Source organism: Actinomadura sp. 7K507 (assembly GCF_004348425.1).
Lineage (GTDB): Bacteria > Actinomycetota > Actinomycetes > Streptosporangiales > Streptosporangiaceae > Spirillospora.
Genome location: NZ_SMKK01000047.1, coordinates 14381 through 38775, shown reverse-complemented (window position 1 = coordinate 38775; position 24395 = coordinate 14381). Strand labels below are relative to the sequence as shown.

At 72.0% G+C, this 24395-nt stretch carries 24 protein-coding genes and 1 pseudogene; 7 read left to right on the top strand and 18 right to left on the bottom strand.

Annotated features, from left to right (window positions below):
- Positions 1-19: 19 nt before the first annotated feature.
- The 3 genes from E1285_RS13410 to E1285_RS13400 are packed head-to-tail and all read right to left on the bottom strand — an operon-like array spanning position 20 to position 1496.
- Entirely contained in the window at positions 20-595 is a 576-nt protein-coding gene (locus E1285_RS13410) for a DNA-3-methyladenine glycosylase I (RefSeq protein WP_132151727.1), read from the bottom strand.
- Positions 596-609: 14 nt separating this feature from the next.
- On the bottom strand, positions 610-1068 hold the full coding sequence (locus E1285_RS13405; protein ID WP_132151725.1) for an SRPBCC family protein: 459 nt from the start codon (positions 1066-1068) through the stop codon (positions 610-612).
- Positions 1065-1496, bottom strand: a complete 432-nt coding sequence (locus tag E1285_RS13400) for a hypothetical protein (protein WP_132151723.1) — start codon at positions 1494-1496, stop codon at positions 1065-1067. The genes E1285_RS13405 and E1285_RS13400 overlap by 4 nt, the downstream gene beginning before the upstream one ends.
- A 73-nt stretch (positions 1497-1569) precedes the next feature.
- Between E1285_RS13400 and E1285_RS13395 the strand changes: the two genes are divergently transcribed.
- Complete coding sequence (locus E1285_RS13395) at positions 1570-1887, top strand: hypothetical protein (RefSeq protein WP_132151721.1); 318 nt, start codon at positions 1570-1572, stop codon at positions 1885-1887.
- 72 nt (positions 1888-1959) lie between these two features.
- Here E1285_RS13395 and E1285_RS13390 read toward each other — a convergent pair whose 3' ends face one another.
- The gene (locus E1285_RS13390; protein ID WP_132151719.1) at positions 1960-3363 is read right to left on the bottom strand and encodes an alkaline phosphatase PhoX; all 1404 of its coding nucleotides are present in this window, start codon (positions 3361-3363) and stop codon (positions 1960-1962) included.
- Positions 3364-3430: 67 nt separating this feature from the next.
- Positions 3431-4321, bottom strand: a complete 891-nt coding sequence (locus E1285_RS13385; RefSeq protein WP_132151717.1) for an inositol monophosphatase family protein — start codon at positions 4319-4321, stop codon at positions 3431-3433.
- A gap of 179 nt (positions 4322-4500) precedes the next feature.
- On the opposite strand from E1285_RS13385, the pseudogene E1285_RS47290 reads away from it, so the two are divergent.
- Together E1285_RS47290 and E1285_RS47285 are read left to right on the top strand one after the other, a co-directional pair.
- A pseudogene (locus E1285_RS47290) lies at positions 4501-5463 on the top strand (thiamine pyrophosphate-binding protein); the annotation flags it as partial.
- A gap of 136 nt (positions 5464-5599) precedes the next feature.
- Positions 5600-6340 carry a thiamine pyrophosphate-dependent enzyme gene (locus E1285_RS47285; protein WP_243722754.1) on the top strand — a complete coding sequence of 247 codons (741 nt, stop codon included), beginning with the start codon at positions 5600-5602 and terminating at the stop codon, positions 6338-6340.
- Between the two features lie 22 nt (positions 6341-6362).
- Here E1285_RS47285 and E1285_RS13375 read toward each other — a convergent pair whose 3' ends face one another.
- The 9 genes from E1285_RS13375 to kdpF form a co-directional block, all read right to left on the bottom strand.
- On the bottom strand, positions 6363-6965 hold the full coding sequence (locus E1285_RS13375; protein ID WP_243722753.1) for a TIGR00730 family Rossman fold protein: 603 nt from the start codon (positions 6963-6965) through the stop codon (positions 6363-6365).
- 92 nt (positions 6966-7057) lie between these two features.
- Positions 7058-7726, bottom strand: a complete 669-nt coding sequence (locus E1285_RS13370) for a TetR/AcrR family transcriptional regulator (protein WP_132151715.1) — start codon at positions 7724-7726, stop codon at positions 7058-7060.
- 75 nt (positions 7727-7801) lie between these two features.
- Positions 7802-8869: a trypsin-like peptidase domain-containing protein gene (locus tag E1285_RS13365; protein WP_132151713.1), complete on the bottom strand. Its 1068-nt coding sequence runs from the start codon at positions 8867-8869 to the stop codon at positions 7802-7804.
- 59 nt (positions 8870-8928) lie between these two features.
- Complete coding sequence (locus E1285_RS13360; RefSeq protein ID WP_132151711.1) at positions 8929-9594, bottom strand: response regulator; 666 nt, start codon at positions 9592-9594, stop codon at positions 8929-8931.
- Complete coding sequence (locus E1285_RS13355) at positions 9591-12122, bottom strand: sensor histidine kinase KdpD (protein WP_132151709.1); 2532 nt, start codon at positions 12120-12122, stop codon at positions 9591-9593. Before E1285_RS13355 ends, E1285_RS13360 begins: the two co-directional genes overlap by 4 nt.
- A gap of 13 nt (positions 12123-12135) precedes the next feature.
- On the bottom strand, positions 12136-13008 hold the full coding sequence (locus E1285_RS13350) for a potassium-transporting ATPase subunit C (protein ID WP_132151707.1): 873 nt from the start codon (positions 13006-13008) through the stop codon (positions 12136-12138).
- Complete coding sequence (gene kdpB, locus E1285_RS13345) at positions 13008-15065, bottom strand: potassium-transporting ATPase subunit KdpB (RefSeq protein WP_207946573.1); 2058 nt, start codon at positions 15063-15065, stop codon at positions 13008-13010. Before kdpB ends, E1285_RS13350 begins: the two co-directional genes overlap by 1 nt.
- Before the next feature lie 83 nt (positions 15066-15148).
- Positions 15149-16810 carry a potassium-transporting ATPase subunit KdpA gene (gene kdpA, locus E1285_RS13340; RefSeq protein WP_132151703.1) on the bottom strand — a complete coding sequence of 554 codons (1662 nt, stop codon included), beginning with the start codon at positions 16808-16810 and terminating at the stop codon, positions 15149-15151.
- Positions 16810-16899, bottom strand: coding sequence for a K(+)-transporting ATPase subunit F (gene kdpF / locus E1285_RS13335; protein WP_132151701.1), 90 nt, complete (start codon positions 16897-16899; stop codon positions 16810-16812). The genes kdpA and kdpF overlap by 1 nt, the downstream gene beginning before the upstream one ends.
- Before the next feature lie 251 nt (positions 16900-17150).
- Between kdpF and E1285_RS13330 the strand changes: the two genes are divergently transcribed.
- Entirely contained in the window at positions 17151-17672 is a 522-nt protein-coding gene (locus E1285_RS13330; protein WP_132151699.1) for a hypothetical protein, read from the top strand.
- Here the strand turns inward: E1285_RS13330 and E1285_RS13325 are convergent.
- Entirely contained in the window at positions 17623-18423 is an 801-nt protein-coding gene (locus E1285_RS13325; protein WP_132151697.1) for a TIGR00730 family Rossman fold protein, read from the bottom strand. The genes E1285_RS13330 and E1285_RS13325 overlap by 50 nt on opposite strands.
- Entirely contained in the window at positions 18420-19496 is a 1077-nt protein-coding gene (dapE, locus tag E1285_RS13320) for a succinyl-diaminopimelate desuccinylase (RefSeq protein WP_132151695.1), read from the bottom strand. The genes E1285_RS13325 and dapE overlap by 4 nt, the downstream gene beginning before the upstream one ends.
- A 29-nt stretch (positions 19497-19525) precedes the next feature.
- Between dapE and E1285_RS13315 the strand changes: the two genes are divergently transcribed.
- The gene (locus E1285_RS13315) at positions 19526-20239 is read left to right on the top strand and encodes a 4'-phosphopantetheinyl transferase superfamily protein (RefSeq protein ID WP_132151742.1); all 714 of its coding nucleotides are present in this window, start codon (positions 19526-19528) and stop codon (positions 20237-20239) included.
- Positions 20240-20270: 31 nt separating this feature from the next.
- Here the strand turns inward: E1285_RS13315 and E1285_RS13310 are convergent, their stop codons facing one another.
- Positions 20271-21104, bottom strand: coding sequence for a 2,3,4,5-tetrahydropyridine-2,6-dicarboxylate N-succinyltransferase (locus tag E1285_RS13310; protein ID WP_132151693.1), 834 nt, complete (start codon positions 21102-21104; stop codon positions 20271-20273).
- Positions 21105-21148: 44 nt separating this feature from the next.
- Between E1285_RS13310 and E1285_RS13305 the strand changes: the two genes are divergently transcribed.
- Complete coding sequence (locus E1285_RS13305; RefSeq protein ID WP_243722752.1) at positions 21149-22075, top strand: hypothetical protein; 927 nt, start codon at positions 21149-21151, stop codon at positions 22073-22075.
- Positions 22076-22297: 222 nt separating this feature from the next.
- Entirely contained in the window at positions 22298-22426 is a 129-nt protein-coding gene (locus E1285_RS48155) for a hypothetical protein (protein ID WP_279510061.1), read from the top strand.
- Between the two features lie 9 nt (positions 22427-22435).
- On the opposite strand, the gene E1285_RS13300 is transcribed toward E1285_RS48155, so the two are convergent.
- On the bottom strand, positions 22436-24250 hold the full coding sequence (locus tag E1285_RS13300) for a WD40 repeat domain-containing protein (RefSeq protein WP_132151691.1): 1815 nt from the start codon (positions 24248-24250) through the stop codon (positions 22436-22438).
- Between the last annotated feature and the right edge of the window lie 145 nt (positions 24251-24395).

Sequence of the window (24395 nt, the reverse complement as noted above, 5' to 3'; positions counted from 1 at the left end):
GAGCGGGGTGAGCAGGACCTCAGCGGTAGGCGCCGCGGCGGTGGCAGCCGGTGAGGTGGTCGTCGACCAGGCCGCACGCCTGCATGAGGGCGTAGGCGGTGGTGGGGCCGACGAAGCGGAAGCCGTGCTTCTTCAGTTCCTTCGCCAGGGCCTTCGAGCCGTCGGTGTACGCGGGGACGTCCGCCAGGTCCGCGTGCGCGGGGGCGCCGGGGTCGGCGTAGCGCCAGGCGGTCTCCGCGAGGCCGCCGGGGAGGTCGAGTGCGGCGCGGGCATTCCCGATCGCCGCCTCGATCTTGGCGCGGTTGCGGACGATCGCGGCATCGCCCATCAGTCGCTCGACGTCATCGGGGCCGAAGGCGGCGACCTTCTCCATGGCGAACCCGCGGAACGCGGCGCGGAACCCCTCGCGCTTGCGCAGGATCGTCAGCCACGACAGGCCGGACTGGAACGCCTCAAGGCAGAGACGCTCGTAAAGGCCCTGGTCGTCGCGGACCGGACGGCCCCACTCCTCGTCGTGGTAGGCGACGTAGTCGGGCGCCGACAGCCCCCATGGGCAGCGGCCCAGCCCGTCCTCGCCCCGAATCGCGGTGGTCACGCGTTCGTTCTACCTCATGCCTGGGACAGAGCGGCGAGTCGGCGGAGGCCGAAGGTCATGAACGCCTTCACGACCGGGCCCGCGACGAGCCATCCGGCGCGCCCGAGGAGCCCGAGCGGCAGGTCGACGCGCTCGGCCCACACGATGCGGCTGCCGAGGCCCTCGGGGACGACCTTGAACCACGCCTCGCCGCGCACCACCCGCCCGGTGTGGCGGACCGCGACGCGGCGGCCGTCGCGCCAGTCGGTGATGACCATGGTGTCGAGGAACCCGACCGGTCCCACGCCCGTCCATCCCCGGATCTCGTCGCCGGCCTTGTCGCCGCCCTCGGCGCTGGTGAACGGCATCCACTCGCGATGCCTCGGCCAGTCGGTCAGGACCTCGAAGACGCGTTCGGCGGGGGCATCCGAAACCGCCTCGGCGTGCACGGCGACCGTGCTTACGGGCGGTCGGCTTACGGGCGGTCGGCTCATGGGCGGTCCTCCCTGGCGAGGCGGTCGTCGATCGGCTCCTCGGCCAGGGGCTCCTTGCGGAGCAGGGGCGGCGCGCCGTTCACGGCGGGCTCGTCCAGGCCGTGCATGGCGCCGACCGGGCCGGCGTCGTCGCCGGAGCTGAGGTTCCTGAGCTGCCTTTCGAGCGACGCCACGCGGGCGTCACGCTCGGAAAGGGCGTCGGCGAGGCGGTGCAGGGCCTCGTCCGTCAGCTGCGGCTGGTAGCCCCAGAAGGTGCGGGGCAGCCGCAGGTAGGCGGCGTCGTACCCGGTGATGGGGTGGCCGTCTTCGCCGAACGGGAGCGGCGGATAGTCGGGATGGGTCTCGGCCAGCTCGCCGCCCCTGCCCATGGCGAGGACGACGACGGCGCCCAGCACGGCCACGCCGGCCAGGACGAGAACCACGACCACGATCACCCTCCGTTCCGCTCGCACCCATCTGGAGAGACGTTCCCCAGTCCCCGATCGTGCCACGCTTGGGAGCATGGGGATGCAAGAGCGGAAGGTCCTTTCACCGGACGCGCCGGTTCCGGACGGAGTCGCGGACGCCGGAACGGCGCCGCCGGCGAGCCGGATCGAGCGGCTCACCGCCGGTGACGCCGTGGTCATGGTCACGCTGGGGACGGACGCGCGGGAGCCCGATCCCGGGCTGCTCGCCGCGGCGTCCGTCTACGCGTGGCTCGGTGTGACGCTGTTCCGCGTGCCGGATCCGCAGGCGGACGGTGTGCGCCAGGTGCTGGACATGGTCGCGTCCATCCAGGGCACTCGTCCCCCTGCGGTCGCGCGCCGCGGTCTGGCCTGACCGTCGAGTTGCGGCGTGTTGCCCTTATGGAGCGCTCCATAAGGGCAACACGCCGCAGGTCGACGGTTGGGGCTAGCCGCGGAGCCGGTGCCAGGGGCCCTTGACCGCGAACGTCGCGCCCGGGTCGGACTGGCGGCTGAAGAACAGGATGCGGCCGTCCGGGGAGAACGTGACGCCGGTGAACTCGCTGCCGTTGAGGGCGTTGCGGGCCATCGCGAACGGCTCGTTCCTGCGCGTGGTGCCGACGAGGTACTGCTCGCCGTCGCCGTCCTCGGCCAGGATCACGCCGCCGCCGTACGGGGAGACGGTGATGTTGTCCGGGCCGTCGAAGCGGCCGCCCGGCTTGAAGATGAGCTGGAGCTCGACCTCGTTGCGGCGCGGGTCGTAGGTCCAGACCTGGCCCGCGTGGTCGCCGGCGGCGCCGGACGACTTCCTGGAGAAGCTGGCGACGAAGTACGCCTTGCCGTGCCCCCACCAGGCGCCTTCGAGCTTCTGGCTTCGCGTGACGTCGCCGTCCTCGAACTGCTTGCGGACGGACGTCTGCTTGGCCAGCGGGTCCGGGACGTCCACCCACCCGGCGCGCAGCCGGGTGCCGGGCTCGGTGACCAGCGACAGGTCCGGGACGCCCCGGACGTTCAGCGCCTCCAATTTCCCGCCCGCCATGTAGGAGTGGTAGCGGCCCCGGTGCGAGCGCGGGCGGAACCGGTAGAACAGGCCGAACGGGCCGGACGCGTCCTCGGTCAGGTAGGCGATGTTGGTGTGCGGGTCGACGGCGACGGCCTCGTGGGCGAAGCGGCCGAGCCCGGTCAGCGGTTCGGGCTTGGTGTCCCTGCCGTACGGGTCGACCTCGAAGACCCAGCCGTGGCTCTTGCTCTCGCCGCCGATGCCCTCGGTCTCCTCGCACGTCAGCCAGGTGCCCCAGGGGGTGCGGCCGCCGGCGCAGTTCACGGCCGTCCCGGCGATGCTGACGTACTGGGACAGCAGGTCGCCGTCACGGTCGACCTCGAGCGTGGTGGTACCGCCGTTGACCGCCGGGTCGTAGGTGAGTTCGGGGGTCCCGACGGCACGGGTGCCGTTGGTGCCCTGCTCGTGGTTGAGCACCAGCAGGGTGTTGCCGGGACGGCCGCGGCCTCCCCTGCCGCGGACGCGGTCACCGTGACCGTGACCGTGACCGGGGCCGTGACCGTGACCGGGTCCGCGGCCGCGGACCGGGAACGAGGCCATCCCGTCCTGGTGGCCGGGGACGACGACGCCGTCGGAGATGGGATCGCCCTCCGTCGACAGGATCTTGTACGAGAAGCCCTTGGGCAGGTCCAGAACCCCCTTGGGGTCGGGGATCAGCGGGCCGTAACCGAAGGCCTCTCCGGTGTCGGCACCCGCGGAGGTCTGGAAGATTCCGTCCAGGCTTCCGGCGAGGGCGATGGACAGCGCGCCGGCCGCGCCGCCCTTGACTACTCCGCGACGGGTCACGGACATGGGCACTCCTTCACGTGAGGGGATCACGCGGGAGCCTGGTCGCCGGCCCTGAACCAGGGGTAAACGATCATGGTACGGGCGGGAAAACCCCAGGACAATCTTGTGCCGTGAGGTCGGCGACCTCCGCGATGGCGGAGCCGGCGAGGTCGAATCCGCCGACGCACGCGAGGTAGCCGGGGGCGTCCCAGTCGTCCCCGCCGGGCTTCCCGCCGAGCGGCAGGTACGTCCCGCCCGCCTGCCGGACCAGCAGCAGCCCCGCCGCGATGTCGTAGGCGTTGATGGACGAGTCGTAGGCGACGTCCGTCCAGCCCGCGGCGACGTGCGCGAGGGTGAGCGCGGCGCTGCCGGGCCTGCGCAGGGTGGCGAACGCGTCGACGAGCAGGCCGTAGCGCCGCAGCGTCTCCTCCCGGTCGCCGGCGGCCAGGTCGCGTGCGCTCGGGTAGGAGGCGGCGAGCACGGCGGTCCGGTCGCCCGCCGCGCCCTCGCTGCGGATCGGCTCGCCGTTGCAGGTCGCGCCGTCCAGGGACGCGGTGAACATGTCGTCGCGGATCGGGTCGTACACCACGCCCGCCACCAGCTCGCCGTCCGCGACGGCCGCGATGGAGGTGCAGAAGAACGGCAGTCCGACGGCGAAGTTGGCCGTCCCGTCGATCGGATCCACATACCAGCGGACGCTCCCGCCCCGGCCCTGTCCGTGACCACCGGGCCCGTGACCACCGCCGCCCTGCACGCCGCCCTCCTCCCCCACGACGACGCTGCCGGGGGTCTGCTCGGCGAGCACCTCCCGGATGGTCTCCTCCGCAGCGCGGTCGTGCTCGGTGACCGGGTCGTGGAAGTCCACCTTGACGTCGACCTTGGGACGGGAGCGGAACGCCGTCCGCAGCCGGTCGCCGGTCGTGCGCGCGGCGAGTTCCGCGATTCCGGCCAGTTCGCGCGAGTCGGGCACGTCGGCGTTCATTCGTCTCCTTCGTCGGCCGTGCGGGCGTCGGCTGGGGTTCACGGCCCCGCACAGCCGACGTTATCCGAGGATCACCAGGCCACACCCGGGAGGGACGCGCGGCCGGGCCGCGGCGTTACAGAGCCTTCGTCACGGGCAGTGGGTGTCTGTGCCGGATCCAGCGCTGCCGTGGGGACGAGATGGCGGGCGGGACGACATCACATAAGAGGAGACACCAAATGGCGCAGGAAGTGTCCGACTATGTGCTCCAGCGGCTGACCGAATGGGGCGTCGAGCGGGTCTTCGGGTATCCGGGTGACGGCATCAACGGGCTGCTGGGCGCCTTCGACCGGGCCGACGGGAAACCGGAGTTCATCCAGTCCCGGCATGAGGAGATGTCCGCGTTCATGGCCTGCGGGCACGCCAAGTTCACCGGCGAGGTCGGCTGCTGTGCGGCGACGTCCGGGCCGGGCGCGATCCACCTGCTGAACGGCCTCTACGACGCCAAGCTCGACCACCAGCCCGTCGTCGCGATCGTCGGGCAGCAGAAGCGCCTCGCGCAGGGCACGCACTACCAGCAGGAAGTGAACCTGGAGAACCTGTTCTCCGACGTTTCCGAGTTCTGCCAGATCGTCATGCACCCCGGGCAGATGCGGCACGTGATCGACCGCGCCTTCAAGACGGCGCTGACCACGCGGAGCGTCGCGACGATCATCATTCCCGAGGACGTCCAGGAGTCGGAGGCGATGCCCTCGCCGCCGAAGGAGCACGGCTCGGTGTACTCCAGTGTCGGGTGGAGCCGGCCGCGCGTGCTGCCGGACACCGAGGAGCTGCGCAAGGCCGCCCGCATCCTCAACGAGGGCGAGAAGGTGGCGATGCTGGTCGGCCAGGGCGCCGCGAACGCGCAGGCCGAGGTCATCGAGGCGGCCGAGCTGCTCGGCGCCGGCATCGCCAAGGCGCTGCTCGGACGCCAGGTCGTCCCCGACGACCTGCCGTTCGTGACCGGGCCGATCGGCCTGCTCGGCTCCAAGGCCAGCGATGAGATGATCATGAACTGCGACACCCTGTTCATGATCGGCTCCAGCTTCCCCTACGCCGAGTGGCTGCCGGACGAGGGCAGCTGCCGCGGCGTCGAGATCGACATCGACGGCCGCATGATCGGCATCCGGTACCCGATGGACGCCCATGTCGTCGGCGACGCCAAGGAGACGCTCAAGGAGCTGATCCCGCTCCTGCGCCGCAAGGAGGACCGGTCCTGGCGGGAGGATCGAGGAGGACGTCCGCTCCTGGAACACCGTCTTGGAGAAGCGGGCCGGGCAGAGCTTCGGCGGGAAGATCAACCCGCAGGCCGTGGCGCACGAGCTGTCCCCGCTGCTGCCGGACGGGTCGATCCTCACCGCCGACTCCGGCTCGGCGACCAACTGGTGGGCCCGCCACATCAAGCTCCGCGACGGGATGAAGGCGTCGCTGTCGGGGACCCTCGCCACGATGGGGCCGGGCGTCCCGTACGCGATCGCCGCCCGGTTCGCCTACCCGGACCGTCCGGTGATCTGCTTCGTCGGCGACGGCGCATTCCAGATGAACGGCATGAACGAGATGCTCACGGTCAAGCGGTACGCCGACCGGATGGGCGGCTCCCCGCCGCTGATCTTCGCCGTGTTCAACAACCAGGACCTCAACCAGGTCACCTGGGAGCAGCGCGCGATGGGCGGCGACCCCAAGTTCGAGGGCTCGCAGTCCCTCCCCGACTTCCCGTACTCCAAGTACGCGGAGCTGTGCGGGCTGAAGGGCATCTACTGCGACGAGCCGGAGAACGTCACCAGCGCCTGGGAGGAGGCCCTGGCCGGCGACCGCCCCGTGGTGCTGGAGTTCGTCGTCGACAGCGAGATCGCCCCGATCCCGCCGCACATCATGAAGGACCAGGCCAAGAAGACCATCAAGGCCGGGGTCCAGGACCCGCAGAAGATGGGCATCGCGGCGCGCGGCTTCCGGCAGAAGCTCACCGAGATGTACGAGAACATGCCCGGCCGCAAGCACTGACCGGCACCTGCCCGCGGCAGGGTCAGAGCTGGGTCTCCGCGTAGTCCCCCGCAGAGAACTCGATGCGGGGCTGCGAGCGCTCCAGGAGGTCGAACGCCTCGGGGACGTTCGACGTCCAGCCGATCGCGTCCCAGATGCGGTGCCGGGCGAAGCCCTGCTCGGTGAGTCCCTCCATCAGCTCGCGCAGCGGGTCGTACACGCCGGTCGGGTCGAGGATGACGACGGGCTTCTCGTGCATGGCGAGGACCCGGGCCGTCCACACCTCGAACAGTTCCTCCAGCGTGCCGATGCCGCCGGGCAGGATGAGGAACGCGTCGCTGCGGCGGTCCATCTCGCCCTTGCGGGCCCGCATGTCGTGGGTGACGATCAGCTCGTCGTTGTCCTCGTCGGAGATCTCGACGCTGACCAGCCCCTCGGGGATCACCCCGACGCTGCGGGCGCCGCCCGCCCGCGCGGCGCGTGCGACGGCGCCCATGCACGACACCTGGGCACCGCCGCTGACCAGGCTGTGGCCGCGTCTCGCCAGCTCGGCGCCGACCTCGGTGGCGAGATCGACGTAGCGGCGGTCGATCCTGCCGCTGGAGGAGCAGAACACGCAGACGGCAAGGGGCGTCGTGGAGGTCACCAGGCCAATCTAACGGGTCGGCCCGTGGCGAGGCGCGACCCGGCGAACGGCATGCCCTGCACCGCCGTCCCGGCGGCCGGCGAGCGCCGCGGTCACCGGTCCTCTTCCCGAGGGGGCTGCGAACTCTCGGCGATCATGGACTTCAGGGCGGTGCGCGCCTGCTCGATGAGCTCGGGCGTCATGATCCTGTCGTCGTAGATGTCCAGCATCGCCAGAGCCATCCGGGGATACCCCTCGCTCAGCAGGACGTTGGCGCCCAACGCGCGTGACAGGTGTCCGTTGAGGAGCATCAGACCGACGTTCATCGCGGTCATGACGGCCGCGTACGCGTGCGGATCGTCGGTCCGCGGCTCGTACACCCCGGGCCCGCCGCGGCTCAGGATCTCCTCGCTGAACTCCACCGCCTCGTCGAACAGCATGTTCGCGGCCTCGGAGCCGTCGGACATGGCCCGAGCCAGGTAGCGCTGGATGGGCAGGGCCGTCCCCATGGCGATCGTCATGAACCCCGGGTTGGCCATTCCCCCGCCGAGCGCCTCCTGCTTGACCTCGCGGATGGTCTCGATCACGTACTCGTCGCAGGCCCGGCGCAGCGCCGCCTTGGTCCCGTAGTGGTGCTGGACCAGGGCGGGCGAGACACCCGCGGCCTTCGCGATGCCGCGGATCGTCGCGCCCTTCACCCCGTGTTCGGCGAACTGCAGCAGTGCCGCGTCCCTGATCCGGGCGCGGCCGGTCAGGTCTTCGGGCCCCTCAGGTCCTGACATGATCACCGCCTGTACCCGTGTCCAGCAGACTGTACAGACGTACACTACCTGGACAGGCGGCGCCCCGACACAGGGTCAATTGTCTCCCGGAAGCTGGCCGAGCGTCACCTTGACCTGCTCCTTCGAGCCGCCGGGCTTCTGGACCTCGACCGTCACGACGTCGCCGGGCTTCATGTTCGCGAGCACCGAGGACAGCGCCGTCTGGTCGGGTGTCGCGGTGCCGTTCACCGACAGGATCAGGTCGCCCGCCTCGATGCCCGCCTTGTCCGCGCCGCCGCCCTCGGTGACCTCCACGACGGCGACCGCGGACCGCTGCCCGCTCTGCGGGTCGACGATCGTGCGCGCCACCACACCGAGCGCCGCCCGCCCGGAGTCGGAGACCTCCCCCGTCCGCACGAGCTGCGGGACGATCCGCTTGACCGTGTTGCTCGGCGTCGCGAACCCGATCCCGGGCGCCGCGCCTCCGGCCCCCGGGTCCGAGGCCGCGGCGGTCGGGACGCCGATGACCTTCCCGTCCAGCGTGACCAGGGCGCCGCCGCTGTTGCCCGGATTGATCGGCGCGCTCGTCTGGATCGCGTCGGCGATCGTCGAACCCTGGGAGTCGCCCTCTCCCTGCGTCGACACCGTCCGGTGCAGCGCGGACACGATGCCGTTGGTCACGCTGCCGGCCAGACCCAGCGGGTTGCCCATGGCCATGACCATCTGCCCGACCTCGGCCTTGCTGGAGTCGCCCCACGCGGCGGGTTTCAGCGACCCGCCGTCCACCTTGACCACGGCCAGGTCATCGGGTGTGAAGGCGCCGACGAGGTCCGCGTCGAGCGCCGAGCCGCCGCTGGCCGCCGTGACCCGGATCTGCCGGGCCCCGGCGACCACGTGCGCGTTGGTGACGATGTGGCCCTGGCCGTCGTAGACGACCCCCGACCCCTCGCCCTGGTTCGTCTCGATCTTCACCACCGAGGGCAGCACCGCGTCGACGACCTGCTCGAACTGCTGCTGCACCTGCGCCGCGGCCCCCGTCGCGGGTACCGGAGTCTGCGCGCCCGCCCCCGTCCGCTCGGCGTCCTCGCCGCCACCGCTGCATCCGGCGGCCAGGAACAGCCCCATCGCCGCCGCGCACGCCTTGACCTTCGTGTTTCCGTTCACGCTCCACCTCCAGGACGACTCCTTCCCTCCGTCCGGAGAACAGACATGGAAGCGCAGGTTCACGGCTGGAAGCGGTAACCCATCCCGGGTTCGGTCACCAGGTGCCGGGGGTGCGCGGGGTCGGTTTCAAGCTTGCGGCGGAGCTGGGCCATGTACTGGCGCAGGTAGTGGGTCTCACGCTGGTAGGCGGGGCCCCACACCGTGGTGAGGAGCTGCCGCTGGCTGATGAGCTTGCCGGGGTTGCGGAGCAGGATCTCCAGCAGGTGCCACTCGGTGGGGGTCAGGTGCACGCCGCCGGACACCGTCTTGCCGGCCAGGTCGACGGTGCGGCCGCCGACGTCCACCCGCGCGACCTCGCCGGCCACCGAGACGCGGCGGGTCACCGCGCGGATGCGGGCGACGAGCTCCTGGATGTCGAACGGCTTGGTGACGTAGTCGTCGGCGCCCGCCTCCAGCGCCTCCACCTTGTCCTGGCCGCCCGTCCGGCCGGACAGGACGATGATCGGTACCCGCGTCCAGCCCCGGAGGCCGTGGATGACGTCGACGCCGGGGATGTCGGGCAGGCCGAGGTCCAGGACGACCAGGTCGGGCGGCGAGTCGCCGGCCCGGCGGAGCGCCGTGGTGCCGTCGGCGGCGACCTCCACGTCGTAGTCGCGGGCGCGCAGGTTGATCCGCAGGGCGCGCAGCAGCTGCGGGTCGTCGTCGACGACGAGGACACGCGTCATGGCGCCGGGTCCCTCCGGTGGACGGGCAGTGCGACGATCATCGTGAGGCCGCCGCCCGGGGTGTCCTCGGCGACGAGCTCGCCGCCCATCGCCTCGGTCAGCCCGCGGGCCAGCGCCAGACCGAGCCCGACCCCGGTGTGGTTGTCGCGGTCGTCGAGCCGCTGGAACGGCAGGAAGATCCGCTCGCGCTCGCCGGGCGGGACACCGGGCCCGCGGTCGGCGATCCGCAGCTCGACCCGGTCGTGGATGGCCCCGGCGGTCACCAGGACGGGTTCGCCGGGCGAGCTGTGGCGCAGCGCGTTGGCGACCAGGTTGACCAGGACGCGTTCCAGCAGCGCCGGGTCGGCGGTCACCTCCGGCAGATCCGCGTCGAGCCGGACGGTGACGTCGCCGGGGCCGGCGTCGTCCAGGGCGAGCGGCATGATCTCGTCCAGTGCCAGCGGCTGTGCGGCGACGCCGATGACACCGGCCTGGAGGCGGCTCATGTCGAGCAGGTTGGCGACCAGCCGGTCGAGGCGGTCAAGGGACTCGCGGGCGGTGTCGAGCAGCTCGGCGCGCTCGTCCGGCGTCCAGTCGACCGAGGTGGTGCCGAGGCTGTCCACGGCGGCCTTCGCCGAGGCCAGCGGCGTGCGCAGGTCGTGGCTGACCGCGTTGAGGAGCGCGGTGCGCATCCGGTCGGCCGCCTCCAGCGGCCGGGCCCGCTCCGCCTCCGCCTCCAGCCGCTGCCTGCGCAGCGCCGCGGCGGCCTGGCCGGCGAACGCCTCCAGCACGCGCCGGTCGCCCGCCGGGAGCGGACGGCCCCGGATCGCCAGGGTGAGGCCGTCGCCGGCCGGGATCTCGGTGTCGCCCTCGCCGGGCGAGGTGCAGGGACGGCCGCCGACGGTCGCGACGATGCGCCAGTCGGCGGGGTCGTCACGGCTGCCGGGCGTGGCCGGGGCGGGACGTTCCAGCAGCGTCACCGACGTCAGCCCGAACGTCTCGCGCAGCCGCCCGAGCAGCGTGTCCAGCGCGTGCTCGCCCCGCAGGACGTTGCCGGCGAGGGCGGACAGCAGCGCCGCCTCGGCGCCGAGCTTGGCCGCCTCCCGCGATCGCCGCGCGGCACGGTCCACCACCAGGCTGACTCCGATGCCGACCAGCACGAACACCGCGAGCGCGATGATGTTCTCCTGCCCGGCGATGGTGAACTCGTACAGCGGCGGGGTGAAGAACCAGTCGAGCAGCAGGAACCCGGCGAGCGCGGCGAACAGGGCGGGCCACATGCCGCCGACCAGCGCGATCCCGACGACGGCCGCCAGGAAGAACAGGATGTCGGCGGGCAGGGACATGGGCGGGCGCGCCTGCGTCAGCACGAACGTCAGCAGCGGCAGCCCGCAGGCGGCGAGCAGGAACCCGGCGGCGCGGCGGCGCGCCGGCAGCCCCTGGTCGGGCACCGGGCGGCCGGCGCCGCGCCGGGCCTGGTCGTGGGTGACCATGTGGACGTCGATCGTGCCGGACAGGGCGGTCGTCGTCACCCCGATCCCCGGCCGCAGCAGCTGCGCGGACCGGCCCCGCCGGGACGCCCCGAGGACCAGCTGCGTCGCGTTCACGGCACCCGCGAAGTCCAGCAGGGCGCGCGGGATGTCCTCGCCGACGACCTGGTGGAACGTGCCGCCCAGCCCTTCGACGATCTCCCGCTGCCGCACCAGGTCGCGGGGCCGCGTCCCGCGCAGCGCGTCGCCGCGGGTCACATGGACGGCGAGCAGGTCGGCGCCCTTGGAGCGGTCGGCGATCCGGGTGGCGCGGCGCAGCAGCGTCTCGCCCTCCGGGCCGCCGGTGAGCGCCACGACGATCCGTTCGCGCGCCTCCCAGGTGCCGCCGATCCCGTGGTCGGCGCGGTACCGGTCGAGCTGCTCGTCGACCTTGCCGGCGAGCCACAGCAGCGCCAGCTCGCGCAGCGCCGTCAGGTTGCCGACGCGGAAGTAGTTGGACAGGGCGGCGTCGACCCGCTCGGGCGAGTAGATGTTGCCGTGCGCCATCCGGCGGCGCAGCGCCTCCGGCGCCATGTCGACCAGCTCGACCTGCCCGGCGGCGCGGACCACCTCGTCCGGGACGGTCTCCCGCTGCGGCACGCCGGTGATCTTCTCCACGACGTCGTTGACCGACTCCAGATGCTGGATGTTCACCGTGGAGATGACGCCGATCCCGGCGTCGAGGATCTCCTCGACGTCCCGCCAGCGCTTGCCGTGCCGGCTTCCCGGGACGTTGGTGTGGGCCAGCTCGTCGATCAGCACCACGTCCGGGGCGCGGCGGAGGACGGCGTCCACGTCGAGTTCGGTGAACTCCGTGCCCCGGTGTGTCGTGCTCACGCGCGGGAGGACCTCCATGCGGTCCAGGAGCGCGGCGGTGCGTGCGCGGTCGTGCGTCTCGACGAAGCCGACGACCACGTCGGTGCCGCGTTCCGACCGCCGCCGCCCCTCGGCGAGCATGGCGTAGGTCTTCCCCACGCCTGGGGCGGCGCCCAGGTAGATGCGGAGGTGCCCCCTGGCCATGGTGCCAATCCTCTCAGCCCTGGTAGGGGGCGGCCTTGTCCAGGGCGATGTTCAGCTTGAGCACGTTCACCGCGGGCTCGCCCATGAAGCCGAGGGCCCGGCCCGTGGTCTCGCCGTCGATCAGCTTCTGCACGGTTCCGGCCGGGATTCCGCGCATCTCCGCGACACGCCTGGCCTGCAGGCCGGCGTAGGCCGTGGAGATGTGCGGGTCGAGACCGGAACCGCTCGACGTGACCGCGTCGGCGGGGACGGCGGGCTTTTCGGGGGACTCCCCGCGGATCGGCACGATCCGCCCGGCCCGCGGGTCCTGGCCGCCGGCGGCGCACTCCACCTCGACGCCCGCGTACTCGGCGCGGAACGGCACGGCCGGGCACGGCTCGTTGACGCTGATCACCCTGGTCGGGCGGGTGACGGCGCCGGAGGCGTCGCGGGGCCCGAGGACGGACAGGACGGCGCCGGCCCCGCCCTCGGTGCAGTACGGGCGGGCGCCGTCCACGCCTTCCAGCTCCCCGACCGCCTTGCTGTTCGCGCAGACCGTGCTGAGCAGGCTCTTCCGGTCGGCGGTGTCGACGACGTCCGCGGGGCCGAGGTTGCTCGCGGACGTGGCGGTCGGGTCGTAGCCGTCCCCCGCCGCCGAGGGCCGGCTCTGGAAGTACTGCTTGAGCGGCTTGCCGTCCGCGCCGGTGAACGACTGGCCGATGAGCGCGCTGCCGACCCGCTCGCCGTCCGCGCTGACGTACGACCCGCCGGCGCGGTCCTTCAGTCCGGGCAACTGGGCGACGCCCGTGATCGCCAGCGGGTAGGCGACGCCGAGGACGGCGGTGAAGACGAGCACCGCGCGCAGCGCCGCGAGGTGCCGGCGAAGGAAGGAAGGAAGCGTGTGCATCAGGCGATCCCTGGGACGAACTGGACGAGAAGGTCGATGATCTTGATTCCGGCGAACGGCGCGACGACGCCGCCGAGGCCGTAGACCAGCAGGTTGCGGTTCAGCAGCCGGGACGCCGGGCCCGGCCGGTACCGGACGCCGCGCAGCGCGAGCGGGATCAGCGCCACGATGATCAGCGCGTTGAACACGACGGCCGACAGGATCGCGGACTGCGGGCTCGCCAGCCGCATCACGTTGAGCGCGTCCAGCCCCGGGAACAGCGCCACGAACAGCGCCGGGACGATGGCGAAGTACTTGGCGACGTCGTTGGCGATCGAGAACGTCGTCAGCGCGCCCCGGGTGATGAGCAGCTGCTTGCCGATCTCGACGATCTGGATGAGCTTGGTCGGGTCGGAGTCGAGGTCGACCATGTTGCCCGCCTCCTTGGCGGCGGACGTGCCGGTGTTCATGGCGACGCCGACATCGGCCTGCGCGAGGGCGGGCGCGTCGTTGGTGCCGTCCCCGGTCATCGCGACGAGCCGGCCGCCCTCCTGCTCTGCCCTGATGAAGGCCAGCTTGTCCTCGGGGGTCGCCTCGGCGATGAAGTCGTCCACCCCGGCCTCGTCCGCGATGGCCTTCGCGGTCAGCCGGTTGTCGCCGGTCACCATGATCGTTCTGATGCCCATGGCGCGCATCCGGTCGAACCGCTCCCGCATGCCCGGCTTGACCACGTCCTTCAGGTGGACGACGCCCAGCACGCGCGCCTGACCGTCGCGGGCCTCGGCGACGACGAGCGGGGTCCCGCCGGACGCGGAGATGCCGTCGACGAGGTCGGCGAGCCCGGCCGGCACCGCGCCGCCCTGCTCCCGTACCCACGCGGTGACCGCGCCCGCGGCCCCCTTGCGGAGGCGGCGGCCGTCCACGTCGACGCCGGACATCCTGCTCTGCGCCGTGAACGGGACCCATTCCGCGTGCGCCGGTTCCCCGGTGTGCCGTTCCCGCAGCCCGTGCGCCCGCTTGGCGTGCACCACGATCGAGCGGCCCTCCGGTGTCTCGTCGGCCAGCGACGACAGCCGCGCGGCGTCCGCGAGTTCCTCGGGGGCCGTGCCGCCGGCCGGGACGAACTCCGACGCCTGCCGGACGCCGAGCGTGATCGTGCCGGTCTTGTCCAGCAGCAGGGTGCTCACGTCCCCGGCGGCCTCGACGGCGCGTCCCGACATGGCCAGCACGTTGCGCTGGACGAGGCGGTCCATGCCCGCGATGCCGATGGCCGACAGCAGCGCCCCGATCGTCGTCGGGATCAGGCACACCACCAGGGCGGCCAGGACGATCCCGGTGACCCCGTGGGCGCCGAGGACGTCTCCGCCCGAGACGCCGGGGTCGTTCGCCACGGAGTAGACCGCCAGCGGCTGCATGGTCGCGATCGCCACCAGGAAGACGACCGTCAGCGCGGCCAGCAGGATGTTCAGCGCGATCTCGTTCGGGGTCTTCTGCCGGGACGAGCCCTCCACCAGGGCGATCATCCGGTCGACGAACGACTCGCCGGGCCGCTGCGTGATCCGCACGACGATCCGGTCCGACAGGACCCGCGTCCCGCCGGTCACGGCGCTGCGGTCGCCGCCGGACTCGCGGATCACCGGCGCCGACTCGCCGGTGATCGCGGACTCGTCGACGCTGGCGATGCCCTCGATGACGTCCCCGTCGCCCGGGACGACCTGCCCGGCCTCGACCACCACGATGTCGCCCCGCCGCAGCTCGGCCGCCGCGACGGGCTCCTCCCGTCCGGGCACGCCGGGCCCGCGGCCGGTCAGCCGGCGCGCCGTCGTCTCCGTCCGGGTTCTGCGGAGGGTGTCGGCCTGCGCCTTGCCGCGCCCTTCGGCGACGGCCTCGGAGAGGTTGGCGAAGACCACGGTGAGCCACAGCCAGACCGCGATCAGGACGGAGAACGCCGTGGGGTCCAGGACGGCGAGGACGCTCGTCCAGACCGCGCCGATCTCGACGACCAGCATCACCGGGTTGCGCCACATGAGCCGGGGATCCAGCTTGCGCAGCGCGATGGGCAGCGAGCGCAGCAGCATGCTCGCGTCCAGCAGGCCGCCGCCGGCCCGGTCCGGGACCTGCTCCCCGGCCGCGGCCGGGGGCTCCTGGGTCTGGACGGACATCAGTGGATCCCTTCTGCGAGCGGCCCGAGGGCCAGCGCGGGGAGGAACGTCAGGGCGACGAGGACGAGGGTGACGCCGACGACCAGGCCCGCGAACTGCGGGCGGTGGGTCGGCAGCGTGCCCGCCGACGCCGGGACCGGCGCCTGCCGGGCCAGCGACCCCGCCAGCGCCAGCACGAGCACGATCGGAAGGAAGCGGCCGAAGGCCATGGCCAGGCCGAGCGCGACGTCGTAGAACGGGGTCGCGGCGGACAGTCCCGCGAACGCCGACCCGTTGTTGTTCGCCGCCGAGGTGAACGCGTACAGCACCTCGGACAGGCCGTGCGGCCCGGAGTTGAGCATGCTCTCGCGCGGCGTCTCGAACGCCATCGCGATCCCGGTGCCCACCAGGACGATCATCGGGGTGACCAGGAAGTACAGCGACGCCAGCTTGATCTCGCGGGCGCCGATCCGCTTGCCGAGGTACTCGGGCGTGCGGCCGACCATCAGCCCGGCCGCGAACACCGTGATGATCGCCAGGATCAGCATCCCGTACAGCCCCGACCCGGCGCCGCCGGGCGCGACCTCCCCGACCATCATGTTGAGCATGAGGACCGCGCCGCCCACGCTGGTGTAGGAGTCGTGGAAGGAGTTGACGGCCCCGGTCGAGGTCAGCGTGGTCGCCGCGGCGAACGTCGCGGAGTTGGATATCCCGAACCGCGCCTCGGTGCCTTCGGCGGCGGCGCCCACCGACCCGGGGACCGTCCCTGGGTGGGTGAGCTGCGCCGCGTTCACCGCGACGACGCTCAGGATCGCGAGCGTGGCCATCGTCGCGAGGATCGCGAGGCCCTGCCTCCGGTCGCCGGCCATCCGGCCGAACGTCCGGGGCAGCGCGAACGGGATCAGCAGGATCAGGAAGACCTCGATCCAGTTCGTCCAGCTCGTGGGGTTCTCGAACGGGTGCGCCGAGTTGGCGTTGTAGAACCCGCCGCCGTTGGTGCCGAGTTCCTTGATGACCTCCTGCGACGCGACCGGTCCCCCGGTGATCGTCTGCTGCCCGCCGGTCAGCGTGGAGACGGTGTGCGGGTCGGCGAGGTTCTGGATCGCGCCGCCCGCGACCAGCACGACGGCGGCGACCGCCGCGATCGGGAGGAGCAGGCGCAGCAGGGCCCGGGTCAGGTCCACCCAGAAGTTGCCGAGCTCCCCGGTCCTGCGCCGGACGAGGCCGCGGACGAACGCCATCGCGACGGCGATGCCGACGGCGGCGGACACGAAGTTCTGCACCGCGAGCCCGGCCATCTGCACCAGGTATCCCATGGTGCTCTCGCCGGAGTAGGCCTGCCAGTTGGTGTTGGTGACGAAGCTGATCGCGGTGTTCCACGCGATGTCGGGCTGGACGCCCTCGAACCCCAGGCTCAGCATGAGGTGGCTCTGGAGCCGCTGCAGCCCGTAGAGGACCAGGACCGACACCAGCGAGAACGCCAGTACGCTCCTGGCGTAGACGCTCCATTTCTGTCCGGCGTCCGCGTCGACCCCGACGATCCTGTAGACCGCCCGCTCCGCCTTCAGGTGCCTGGGGGACGTGAAGACCCGGTACATGTGGTCGCCCAGCGGCACGTGCACGGCGGCGAGGGCGAGGATCAGCGATCCGATGAACAGGATCCCGGCTGCCGTCGTCCCCATCAGAACCTCTCCGGAAGGAGAAGCGCCACCAGAAGGAAGACGATCAGCCCGGCGGCGAGCACGAGCCCGACCGCGTTCTCGGGAGTCACAGCCGCTCCGCCCCCTTGACCGCGAGGCCGAGCACCGCGAAGACCGCGAGCGTCAGCACGAGAAGCATCAAATCTGCCATGGCTGCAGAAAACACCCAGTTCAGACGCTTCTGGCGCGTCTTGACGCTTTCCCTACGCGCCTGCCCACGATCTTCACGCGTTCCCTACGCCTCCCGGCGAGGACGCCGGCGCGTACCGGCTCGGCGCATGTTTCCCCGCCCAGAGGGCAGGCGGCTTAAGAGGAGGTGGCCATGGGGTCGGACATGCCGGCGAGGAACGCGGGCACGGTCGTCCGGGCGGGGGCGCGCGGGCTCGTGGCCGCCATGGCGATGACCGGGGTCCGGACCGTGACCGCCGCCGTCGGGCCGCACGAGGAGACCCCGCCCGAGGCGTTCGTGAAGGAACATCTGCCGTTCCTCCGGAAGCTGGCCCCGAGGAACCAGGATGCCCTCACCGAGCTGTTCCACTGGACGTACGGCGCGGCGGGCGGCGTGGCCTACGGCCTGCTGCCGCGCCGGATCCGCGGCAACCCCCTCAGCGGCCCGCTCTACGGCCTGGCGATCTGGCTCGGCTTCGAAGCCGGCATCGCCCCCATGCTGGGCGTCCGGCACGTGCACGAGCACGGCTTCCAATGGCGCGCCGCGGTCGCCCTCGACCACGTCCTGTACGGCGTCGTCGTCGGAGGGCGGCTGGCCCCGGAGCCCGCGGGCTCCGGGGGGCGGGTCACTCGGAGGCGGCCTCCTTGGCCTCAGCCTGGGCGCGGGCCTCGATGATCTCCTGCTCGGCGCGGGTGTGGCCCTCGACGATGATGCGGACGGCCTCGTCCGGGTCGTCGGTGAGGTGGATCAGGTCGAGGTCGTGGGAGGAGATCTTGCCGGACGGCAGCATGGTCGAGCGGATCCACTCGATCAGCCCGCCCCAGAACTCGGTGCCGACCAGCACGATCGGGAACCGGGTGATCTTCCTGGTCTGGACGAGGGTGATGGCCTCGAACAGCTCGTCCAGCGTCCCGAAACCGCCGGGCAGCACCACGAACGCCTGCGAGTACTTGACGAACATCGTCTTGCGGACGAAGAAGTAGCGGAACTCCAGCCCGATGTCGACGTGGTCGTTCATCCCCTGTTCGAAGGGCAGCTCGATCCCGAGGCCGACCGAAAGCCCGCCGTTCTCGTCGCAGCCCTTGTTGGCGGCCTCCATGATCCCCGGGCCGCCGCCGGTGATCACGGCGTAGCCGGCCTCGTGCAGGAGCGCGCCGATCTCGACGCCGAGCTTGTACTCGTCGGAGTCCCGCCCGGTGCGGGCGCTGCCGAACACGCTGACCGCCTTCGGCAGCTCCGCCAGCAGGCCGAACCCCTCGACGAACTCCGCCTGGATCCGCAGGACGCGCCACGGGTCGGCGTGCACCCAGTCGACCGGGCCGCGGCTCTCCAGGAGCCGCTGGTCGGTGGTGGTCTTCGGGACGGCCTTCCCCCGCAGCATCGCGGGCCCCTGCCGTCGCGAGGGGGAGTGCGGATTCAAAGTCATGCGGCCACGGTAGTAGGCCCTTCCAACCACGTGCGCATGCGTCGTTCGGACTCCGCTATCAGGGGAATCTCGACGTACTCGCCCTTGGTGTGGGCGAGGGTCGGTTCGCCGGGGCCGTAGTTCACGGCCGGGACGCCGAGCTCGGAGAAGCGGGCGACGTCCGTCCAGCCGAGCTTGGCGCGCACATCGGCGCCGCTGGCCGCGACGAACGCCGCCGCGGCCGGATGCGTCAGCCCGGGACGCGCGCCCGGCGCACTGTCGGTGATCTTCACGTCGAAGCCGCGGAAGATTTCCCGAAGGTACGCCTCGGCGTCGGCCGGGGACTTGTCGGGCGCGAACCGGTAGTTCACGGTGACGACGCATTCGTCGGGGATGACGTTGCCCGCGACGCCGCCGCTGATGAACACGGCGTTCAGGCCCTCGTGGTACTCCAGGCCGTCCACGACGGGGCGGGTCGGCTCGTAGGCGCGGAGGACGTCCAGGATCGGCCCGGCCGCGTGGATCGCGTTGGAGCCCATCCACGCCCGCGCGCTGTGCGCCCGCTCCCCCGCCGCGGTGACCTCGGCGCGCATCGTGCCCTGGCAGCCGCCCTCGATCAGGCCGCCGGTCGGCTCCATCAGCACCGCGAAGTCGCCGGCGAGGAGCTCGGGACGGGTCACCGCGAGCCGCCGCAGCCCGTTGCGCTCCGCCTCGATCTCCTCGCATTCGTAGAAGACGTAGGTGATGTCGCGCGCCGGCGCGGTGACGGTCGCGGCGAGGCGGAGGGCGACCGCGACGCCGCTCTTCATGTCCGTCGTCCCGCAGCCGTAGAGGCGGTCGCCCTCCACGCGGGACGGGAGGTTGCCGTTCAGCGGCACCGTGTCGAGATGCCCGGCCAGGACGACGCGTTCGGCGCGCCCGAGCCCGGTGCGGGCGACCACGTTGTGGCCGTCGCGTTCCACCGCCAGATGCGGGAGCGCCCGCAGCGCCTCCTCGACCGCGTCGGCGAGGGGACCTTCCGCGCCGCTCACCGACTCGATGTCGACGATCTCCGCCGTCAGGTCCGCGACGTCCGAAAAGAGATCCAGCCCCATGCTCAAGTCTTATCATCGCGGTTGTGGAGATGCCTGTGCTGGAGTGCGCCGTTCACTGGGCGGCCCCCGCCGACGAACCCGGGATGCGCGCCCTCCTGGACGACGGGGAACGCGACCGCTACGACCGCTTCCTCCGCAAGGAGGACAAGGCCCGTTTCGTCACCGGCCGGTTCCTCGCGCGGACGACCCTCGCCGGGATCACCGGCCTGGACCCGGGAGGCATCAGGTTCACCACCGACTGCCCGCACTGCGGCGGCGCTCACGGCAAGCCCCGCCTTCCCGGCCACGACCTCGACTTCTCGCTCTCCCACTCCGGGGACCGCGTCGTCCTCGCCGTCGCCGAGGGCGCCATGGTCGGCGTGGACGTCGAGCGCGAGAACGACCGCGACATCGACCGCCTGGCCGCGATGGTCCTGGCCGCGCCCGAACGCGACGTCTTCGCCGCCCTGCCGTCCGAGCAGCGCAAACGCGCCTTCCACCGGTACTGGAGCAGGAAAGAGGCGATCTTGAAGGCGACGGGCCACGGCCTGGCCGCCCCCATGACCGCCATCCACCTCTCCGCGCCGGGCGACCCGGCCGAGGTCCTCGCATGGGACGGCGACGCGGCCGTCTCCCCCGTGCGGCTGGCCGACCTGGCGACCGGCCCCGGCTACGCCGCCGCGGTCGCCGTCCTGACCCCGCGCCCGCTGAAGGTCACTGCACCGCCGTCTTCGGCGGATGCCCGAACGACTCCGGGCACGTGAAGATGCCGCGCCGCCGACGGATGCCTCCGGTTCAGCCGACGCCGTGGTCGCGGAGGATGTCGTTCAGGGACGCCTTGTCGTGCCGCTGTCCCTCCTCGAGGCGCTTCAGGATGAGCACGGCCGGGAGGCCGAACGTCCCGCCCTTGAACTCCTTGTAGCGGGTGCCGCCGACGGCGACGCACCAGTCGGGGATGCGGCCGCGGCTGATCTCCTCGCCCGTCTCCACGTCGATGACCGGCATGGAAGCCGACAGGTTCGTCCCGGACCCGACGACGGCGCCCTTCCCGACCCGCGCCCCCTCGACGATCATCGAGCGGCTGCCGATCATCGCCTCGTCCTCGATGATCACCGGCTTGGCGTTCGGCGGCTCCAGGACGCCGCCGATGCCGACGCCGCCGGACAGGTGGACGTTCTTGCCGACCTGGGCGCACGAGCCCACGGTCGCCCACGTGTCGACCATCGTGCCTGAGTCGACGTAGGCGCCGATGTTGGTGAACGACGGCATCAGCACCACGCCGGGCGCCAGGTAGGCGCCCCAGCGGGCGATCGCGCCCGGGACGACGCGGACGCCGTCCAGGCGGCTCTTGAGCGGGATGCGGTCGTGGTACCGGAAGTCGCCGACCTGGGAGCGCACCATGCCGAGGACCTTGAAGCTCAGCAGGATCGCCCGCTTGGCCCGCTCGTCGACGATCACCTCGTCGGACGCGGGATCTATCTGGGCGACACGGGCCTCGCCGGCGTCGATCTGGTCGACGGCGGCCACGATGGCGGCCTTCGCGTCGGCGTCGTCCGGGCTGAGGTCGGCGCGCCGCTCCCACAACTCGTCGATGCCGCCGGTGATCGGGCTGGTGAACGTTTCGGTCATGCTTCCTGAGCTTACTGGGGACGATCTCCCGGTACCGTCTTCGCGTGGCAGTTTGGGCGAAGAGGGCGCGCTCCGAGAAGGAGCCCGACGACGGCGGCGGCGGCCGGCGCCGCCGTGGCGGCCTGGGCTGGGCCGCGGGTCTGTCGGTCATCGTCGTGCTGCTCGCGGTGGGCGGGTACGCGCTGTTCCAGCGGGCCCGCCCCTACCTGCACGGGTCCGGATGCGAGGTGACGGCGAGCGCGGGCAAGATGCCGCTCGACCTGGAGCAGGGCTCCAACGCGTCCACGATCGCCGCCGTCGCGTTCCGCAAGCGGCTGCCCGAGCGGGCCGTGGTGATCGCCTACGCGACCGCGATCCAGGAGTCGCGCATACGCAACCTGCCGGGCGGCGACCGCGACTCGGTCGGCATGTTCCAGCAGCGCCCCTCGCAGGGCTGGGGCACCCCGGACAAGCTCCGCGACCCCGTCATCACCACCAGCAAGTTCTTCGACGCGCTCGTCCAGGTGAAGGGCTACCTCGACCATGACCTGCACATCGCGGCGCAGGAGGTGCAGCGCAGCGCCGACGGCGAGGCGTACGCCCAGCACGAGGACGAGGGCGAGCTCCTCGCGGCGGCGTTCACCGGCCGCGAGCCCGGGACGGCCCGCTGCTGGTACCCGCCCGACAAGCAGACCGGCTCCCGCCGCCCGGAGGCGCTCCGCGAGATGAGGCGCGCGTTCGGCAGCGGGCTGCAGGTGGGCGGCCCCGGCCCCCTCACGGCCGGGGCGCCGTCCCGCCCGGAGTCCTGGAACTCGGTGAAGGCGGCCAACACGCGCGAAGGCTGGGCCGTCGCCGCCTGGGCGATGGCGCACGCGCAGGCCTACGGCCTCACCGAGGTCCGCTACGCCGGCAAGCACTGGGAGGCCGACGCGGGCCACGACGGCTGGACGGCCGACCCCGACGCGCCCGAGGACAACGTCATCGTCAAGTGACCGCCACCCGCCAGGCGGGATTCAGACGGGCAGGACGCCCTTGAAATGCCAGGGCGTCACGTCGGGGTGGGTGGTGGCCAGCCAGCCGTCCGTGACGTCGCCGGCGCCGGCCCCACCCGTCACACGACCGGCGGCGCCATGACCGGGACGCCCGCGTTCATGGCCCCGGAGCGGTTCGACCGCGCGAACTCTTAAGGCGACCTCCCCGCCCGGCACCGAGTGATGTTCCGGAAGAGCAACCTCGTCGTGAAGGTGCGCTACTCCCAGTACAAGCCCAGGCTCAGCGCCGCCGAGCTGGACCGGGCGGCCCTGAAACTGGCCATCGAAATCTCCACCGGCCTGAAACCCTGAGCCGAACTGCTACTCGTCGTCTCGTCCGTCTCCGAGTTCGAGGGCGAACAGGCCGTTGGAAGCCGCGACGAAGAGGGTCTTGCCGTGGCCGAGGGCCAGGCTGTGGATCGTGTCCCCGATCTGGTGGGTGGCCACGGTGCCGGCGGTGGCCGGGTCCCAGATGTGCAGGACGCCGTCCTCGCCGCCGAGGACGAGCCGTGGGCTCTCGCCCGGCAGGGTGAGGATCACGTCGGCCAGTGCGCCGATGTCGCTGAGGTCGCTCTCGGCCGCGAGCTCGCCGGTGGCGATGTTCCACACCCGCAGCAGGACTTTCCCCCGGTCGTACCGGCCGATCGTCCCGATGCCGATCGTCGCGATGCGGAGGGTTCCGTCCGGCGCGGTGTAGGCGGCCATCGCCTTGGCGTGGCCGCCGCGTGAACGCGGGTCGGGCTTGCCGATACGGCGACCCACCGGGCGGCCGGTGTCGGCCCTCCAGGTCCGCAGGACCCCGTTCCCGGCGGCGGCGACCAAGGGGGTCCCGGCACTGTCGGTGAAGGCGATGAGCACGTCGACCTCGGTCCCCAGCCTCAGGCTCATCGCGCGGCCCCGGCGTCGTCGGCGACGGCCGGGCGGGTTCCAGATCCGTACGGTGCCCACCTTGCGCCGACGGCTCCCGCGGAAAGGGACGGTGGCCAGCAGCCCGCCCGGCGCGACGGCGTTGCGGGCCTGGCCGAAGTGGTTCCCCAGCGTGGCTTCGAAGGGCCAACTAAGAGGCACCTCCGAGTCCGACGGCCAGAGCGGCGGGCCGGGCACGGGCTCGCCGGTGGCCTGGCTCCGGACACGGACGATGTTGTCACCGCCGCCGTGGGTGGCGACCAGGGCGGGGCCGTCCTCGTCCGGAACGGGCGTGACGACGGTGACTCGGCCACTGTGCCAGGTCCAGGGCCGGTCCCGGCCCTCGGCCAGATTCCAGACGCGGACCGCGCCGTCGTAATCCGAGGCCGCGAGCATCGTCGCGCCGTCCGGAGTCTTGTAGGACGTGATGCCGAGAACTCGGCCGGTGAGGCCGGTCAAGGGGGGACGGGGCTCTTCGCCCGCGATCGGGTCGAGGAGCCACACGGCGCCCTTGATGTCACCGATGGCCAGCCAAGGCAGCCCGTCCGGCCCGGAGATGACCTCGATGGCCGAGAGCAGGTTCCGGCCCGGCCGCTCGCCGGCCCAATCCGGGCGGACGAGCCGACCGTTCCACATATCGCATATCTCGATAGATCCCGGCTGCAGCAAGGCCGCCCAGAGCCGGTCGTCGGTATCGCACCAGGAGGCGAGCTGGACACCCGTATTGGCGCCGTACCACCACCGGCTGTCCCGAACGCGGTGGCGATGTCGCTCCGTACCTGTTCCGGGGTCCCAGACCCCGACATGGACGACGTCGGGTCGCTCGCCCCTCGCGTCCGGGGACTCGCGGGTGGTGTAGGCGATCAGAGGGAGGCCGCCCTTCATGACCGGCCGGGCCCGGGAGTTCGGGCCGAAGGACCTCGTACGGTGCTCGACCGGCGGATGGTCGTGGACTTCCCGTCCATGAGCGACATCCCAGACTCGCGTGCGGGAGTCCGTCACCGCCAGCAGGCCGGGCCCTACCGCGTCGAGTGCCGTCACCCCTCTCTCATAAGGCAACGAGTGCTGCCAGGGCTCTCCGGTCGCGGCGTCCCACAGGCGCAACGGACCACCGAATCGGTGGGCGGTGGCGATGACCGCAGTCCCGTCGAATACGGTCGCCGCCAGGGAATCGGCTTTGGCGGCGAAGACGAGGTGGGCGGGTTCCTCGACCATCCAGCGGATACGCACGATGCCTCTCCTTGCCCAGGACGCAAATGTACGGCCTGGTCCCTCCATTGTTGCCCGACCCGGACTTGGCCCGGCCCCGCGCGACGCGGGCAAGTTGTCAAGCATCGGCCGCGCCGTCCCCGCTGCCACCGGGCTGCCCGACGGC

What these genes read in the sequence shown, in the direction of transcription:
- E1285_RS13405 (WP_132151725.1), bottom strand. Translation starts at nt 1,068, where the DNA reads ATGAGCCGACCGCCCGTAAGCCGACCGCCCGTAAGCACGGTCGCCGTG.
- E1285_RS13395 (WP_132151721.1), top strand. Translation starts at nt 1,570, where the DNA reads ATGGGGATGCAAGAGCGGAAGGTCCTTTCACCGGACGCGCCGGTTCCG.
- E1285_RS13390 (WP_132151719.1), bottom strand. Translation starts at nt 3,363, where the DNA reads ATGTCCGTGACCCGTCGCGGAGTAGTCAAGGGCGGCGCGGCCGGCGCG.
- E1285_RS13385 (WP_132151717.1), bottom strand. Translation starts at nt 4,321, where the DNA reads ATGAACGCCGACGTGCCCGACTCGCGCGAACTGGCCGGAATCGCGGAA.
- E1285_RS13370 (WP_132151715.1), bottom strand. Translation starts at nt 7,726, where the DNA reads ATGTCAGGACCTGAGGGGCCCGAAGACCTGACCGGCCGCGCCCGGATC.
- E1285_RS13360 (WP_132151711.1), bottom strand. Translation starts at nt 9,594, where the DNA reads ATGACGCGTGTCCTCGTCGTCGACGACGACCCGCAGCTGCTGCGCGCC.
- E1285_RS13355 (WP_132151709.1), bottom strand. Translation starts at nt 12,122, where the DNA reads ATGGCCAGGGGGCACCTCCGCATCTACCTGGGCGCCGCCCCAGGCGTG.
- E1285_RS13350 (WP_132151707.1), bottom strand. Translation starts at nt 13,008, where the DNA reads ATGCACACGCTTCCTTCCTTCCTTCGCCGGCACCTCGCGGCGCTGCGC.
- kdpB (WP_207946573.1), bottom strand. Translation starts at nt 15,065, where the DNA reads ATGCTGCTGCGCTCGCTGCCCATCGCGCTGCGCAAGCTGGATCCCCGG.
- kdpA (WP_132151703.1), bottom strand. Translation starts at nt 16,810, where the DNA reads ATGGGGACGACGGCAGCCGGGATCCTGTTCATCGGATCGCTGATCCTC.
- E1285_RS13330 (WP_132151699.1), top strand. Translation starts at nt 17,151, where the DNA reads ATGGGGTCGGACATGCCGGCGAGGAACGCGGGCACGGTCGTCCGGGCG.
- E1285_RS13325 (WP_132151697.1), bottom strand. Translation starts at nt 18,423, where the DNA reads ATGACTTTGAATCCGCACTCCCCCTCGCGACGGCAGGGGCCCGCGATG.
- dapE (WP_132151695.1), bottom strand. Translation starts at nt 19,496, where the DNA reads ATGGGGCTGGATCTCTTTTCGGACGTCGCGGACCTGACGGCGGAGATC.
- E1285_RS13315 (WP_132151742.1), top strand. Translation starts at nt 19,526, where the DNA reads ATGCCTGTGCTGGAGTGCGCCGTTCACTGGGCGGCCCCCGCCGACGAA.
- E1285_RS13310 (WP_132151693.1), bottom strand. Translation starts at nt 21,104, where the DNA reads ATGACCGAAACGTTCACCAGCCCGATCACCGGCGGCATCGACGAGTTG.
- E1285_RS48155 (WP_279510061.1), top strand. Translation starts at nt 22,298, where the DNA reads ATGTTCCGGAAGAGCAACCTCGTCGTGAAGGTGCGCTACTCCCAGTAC.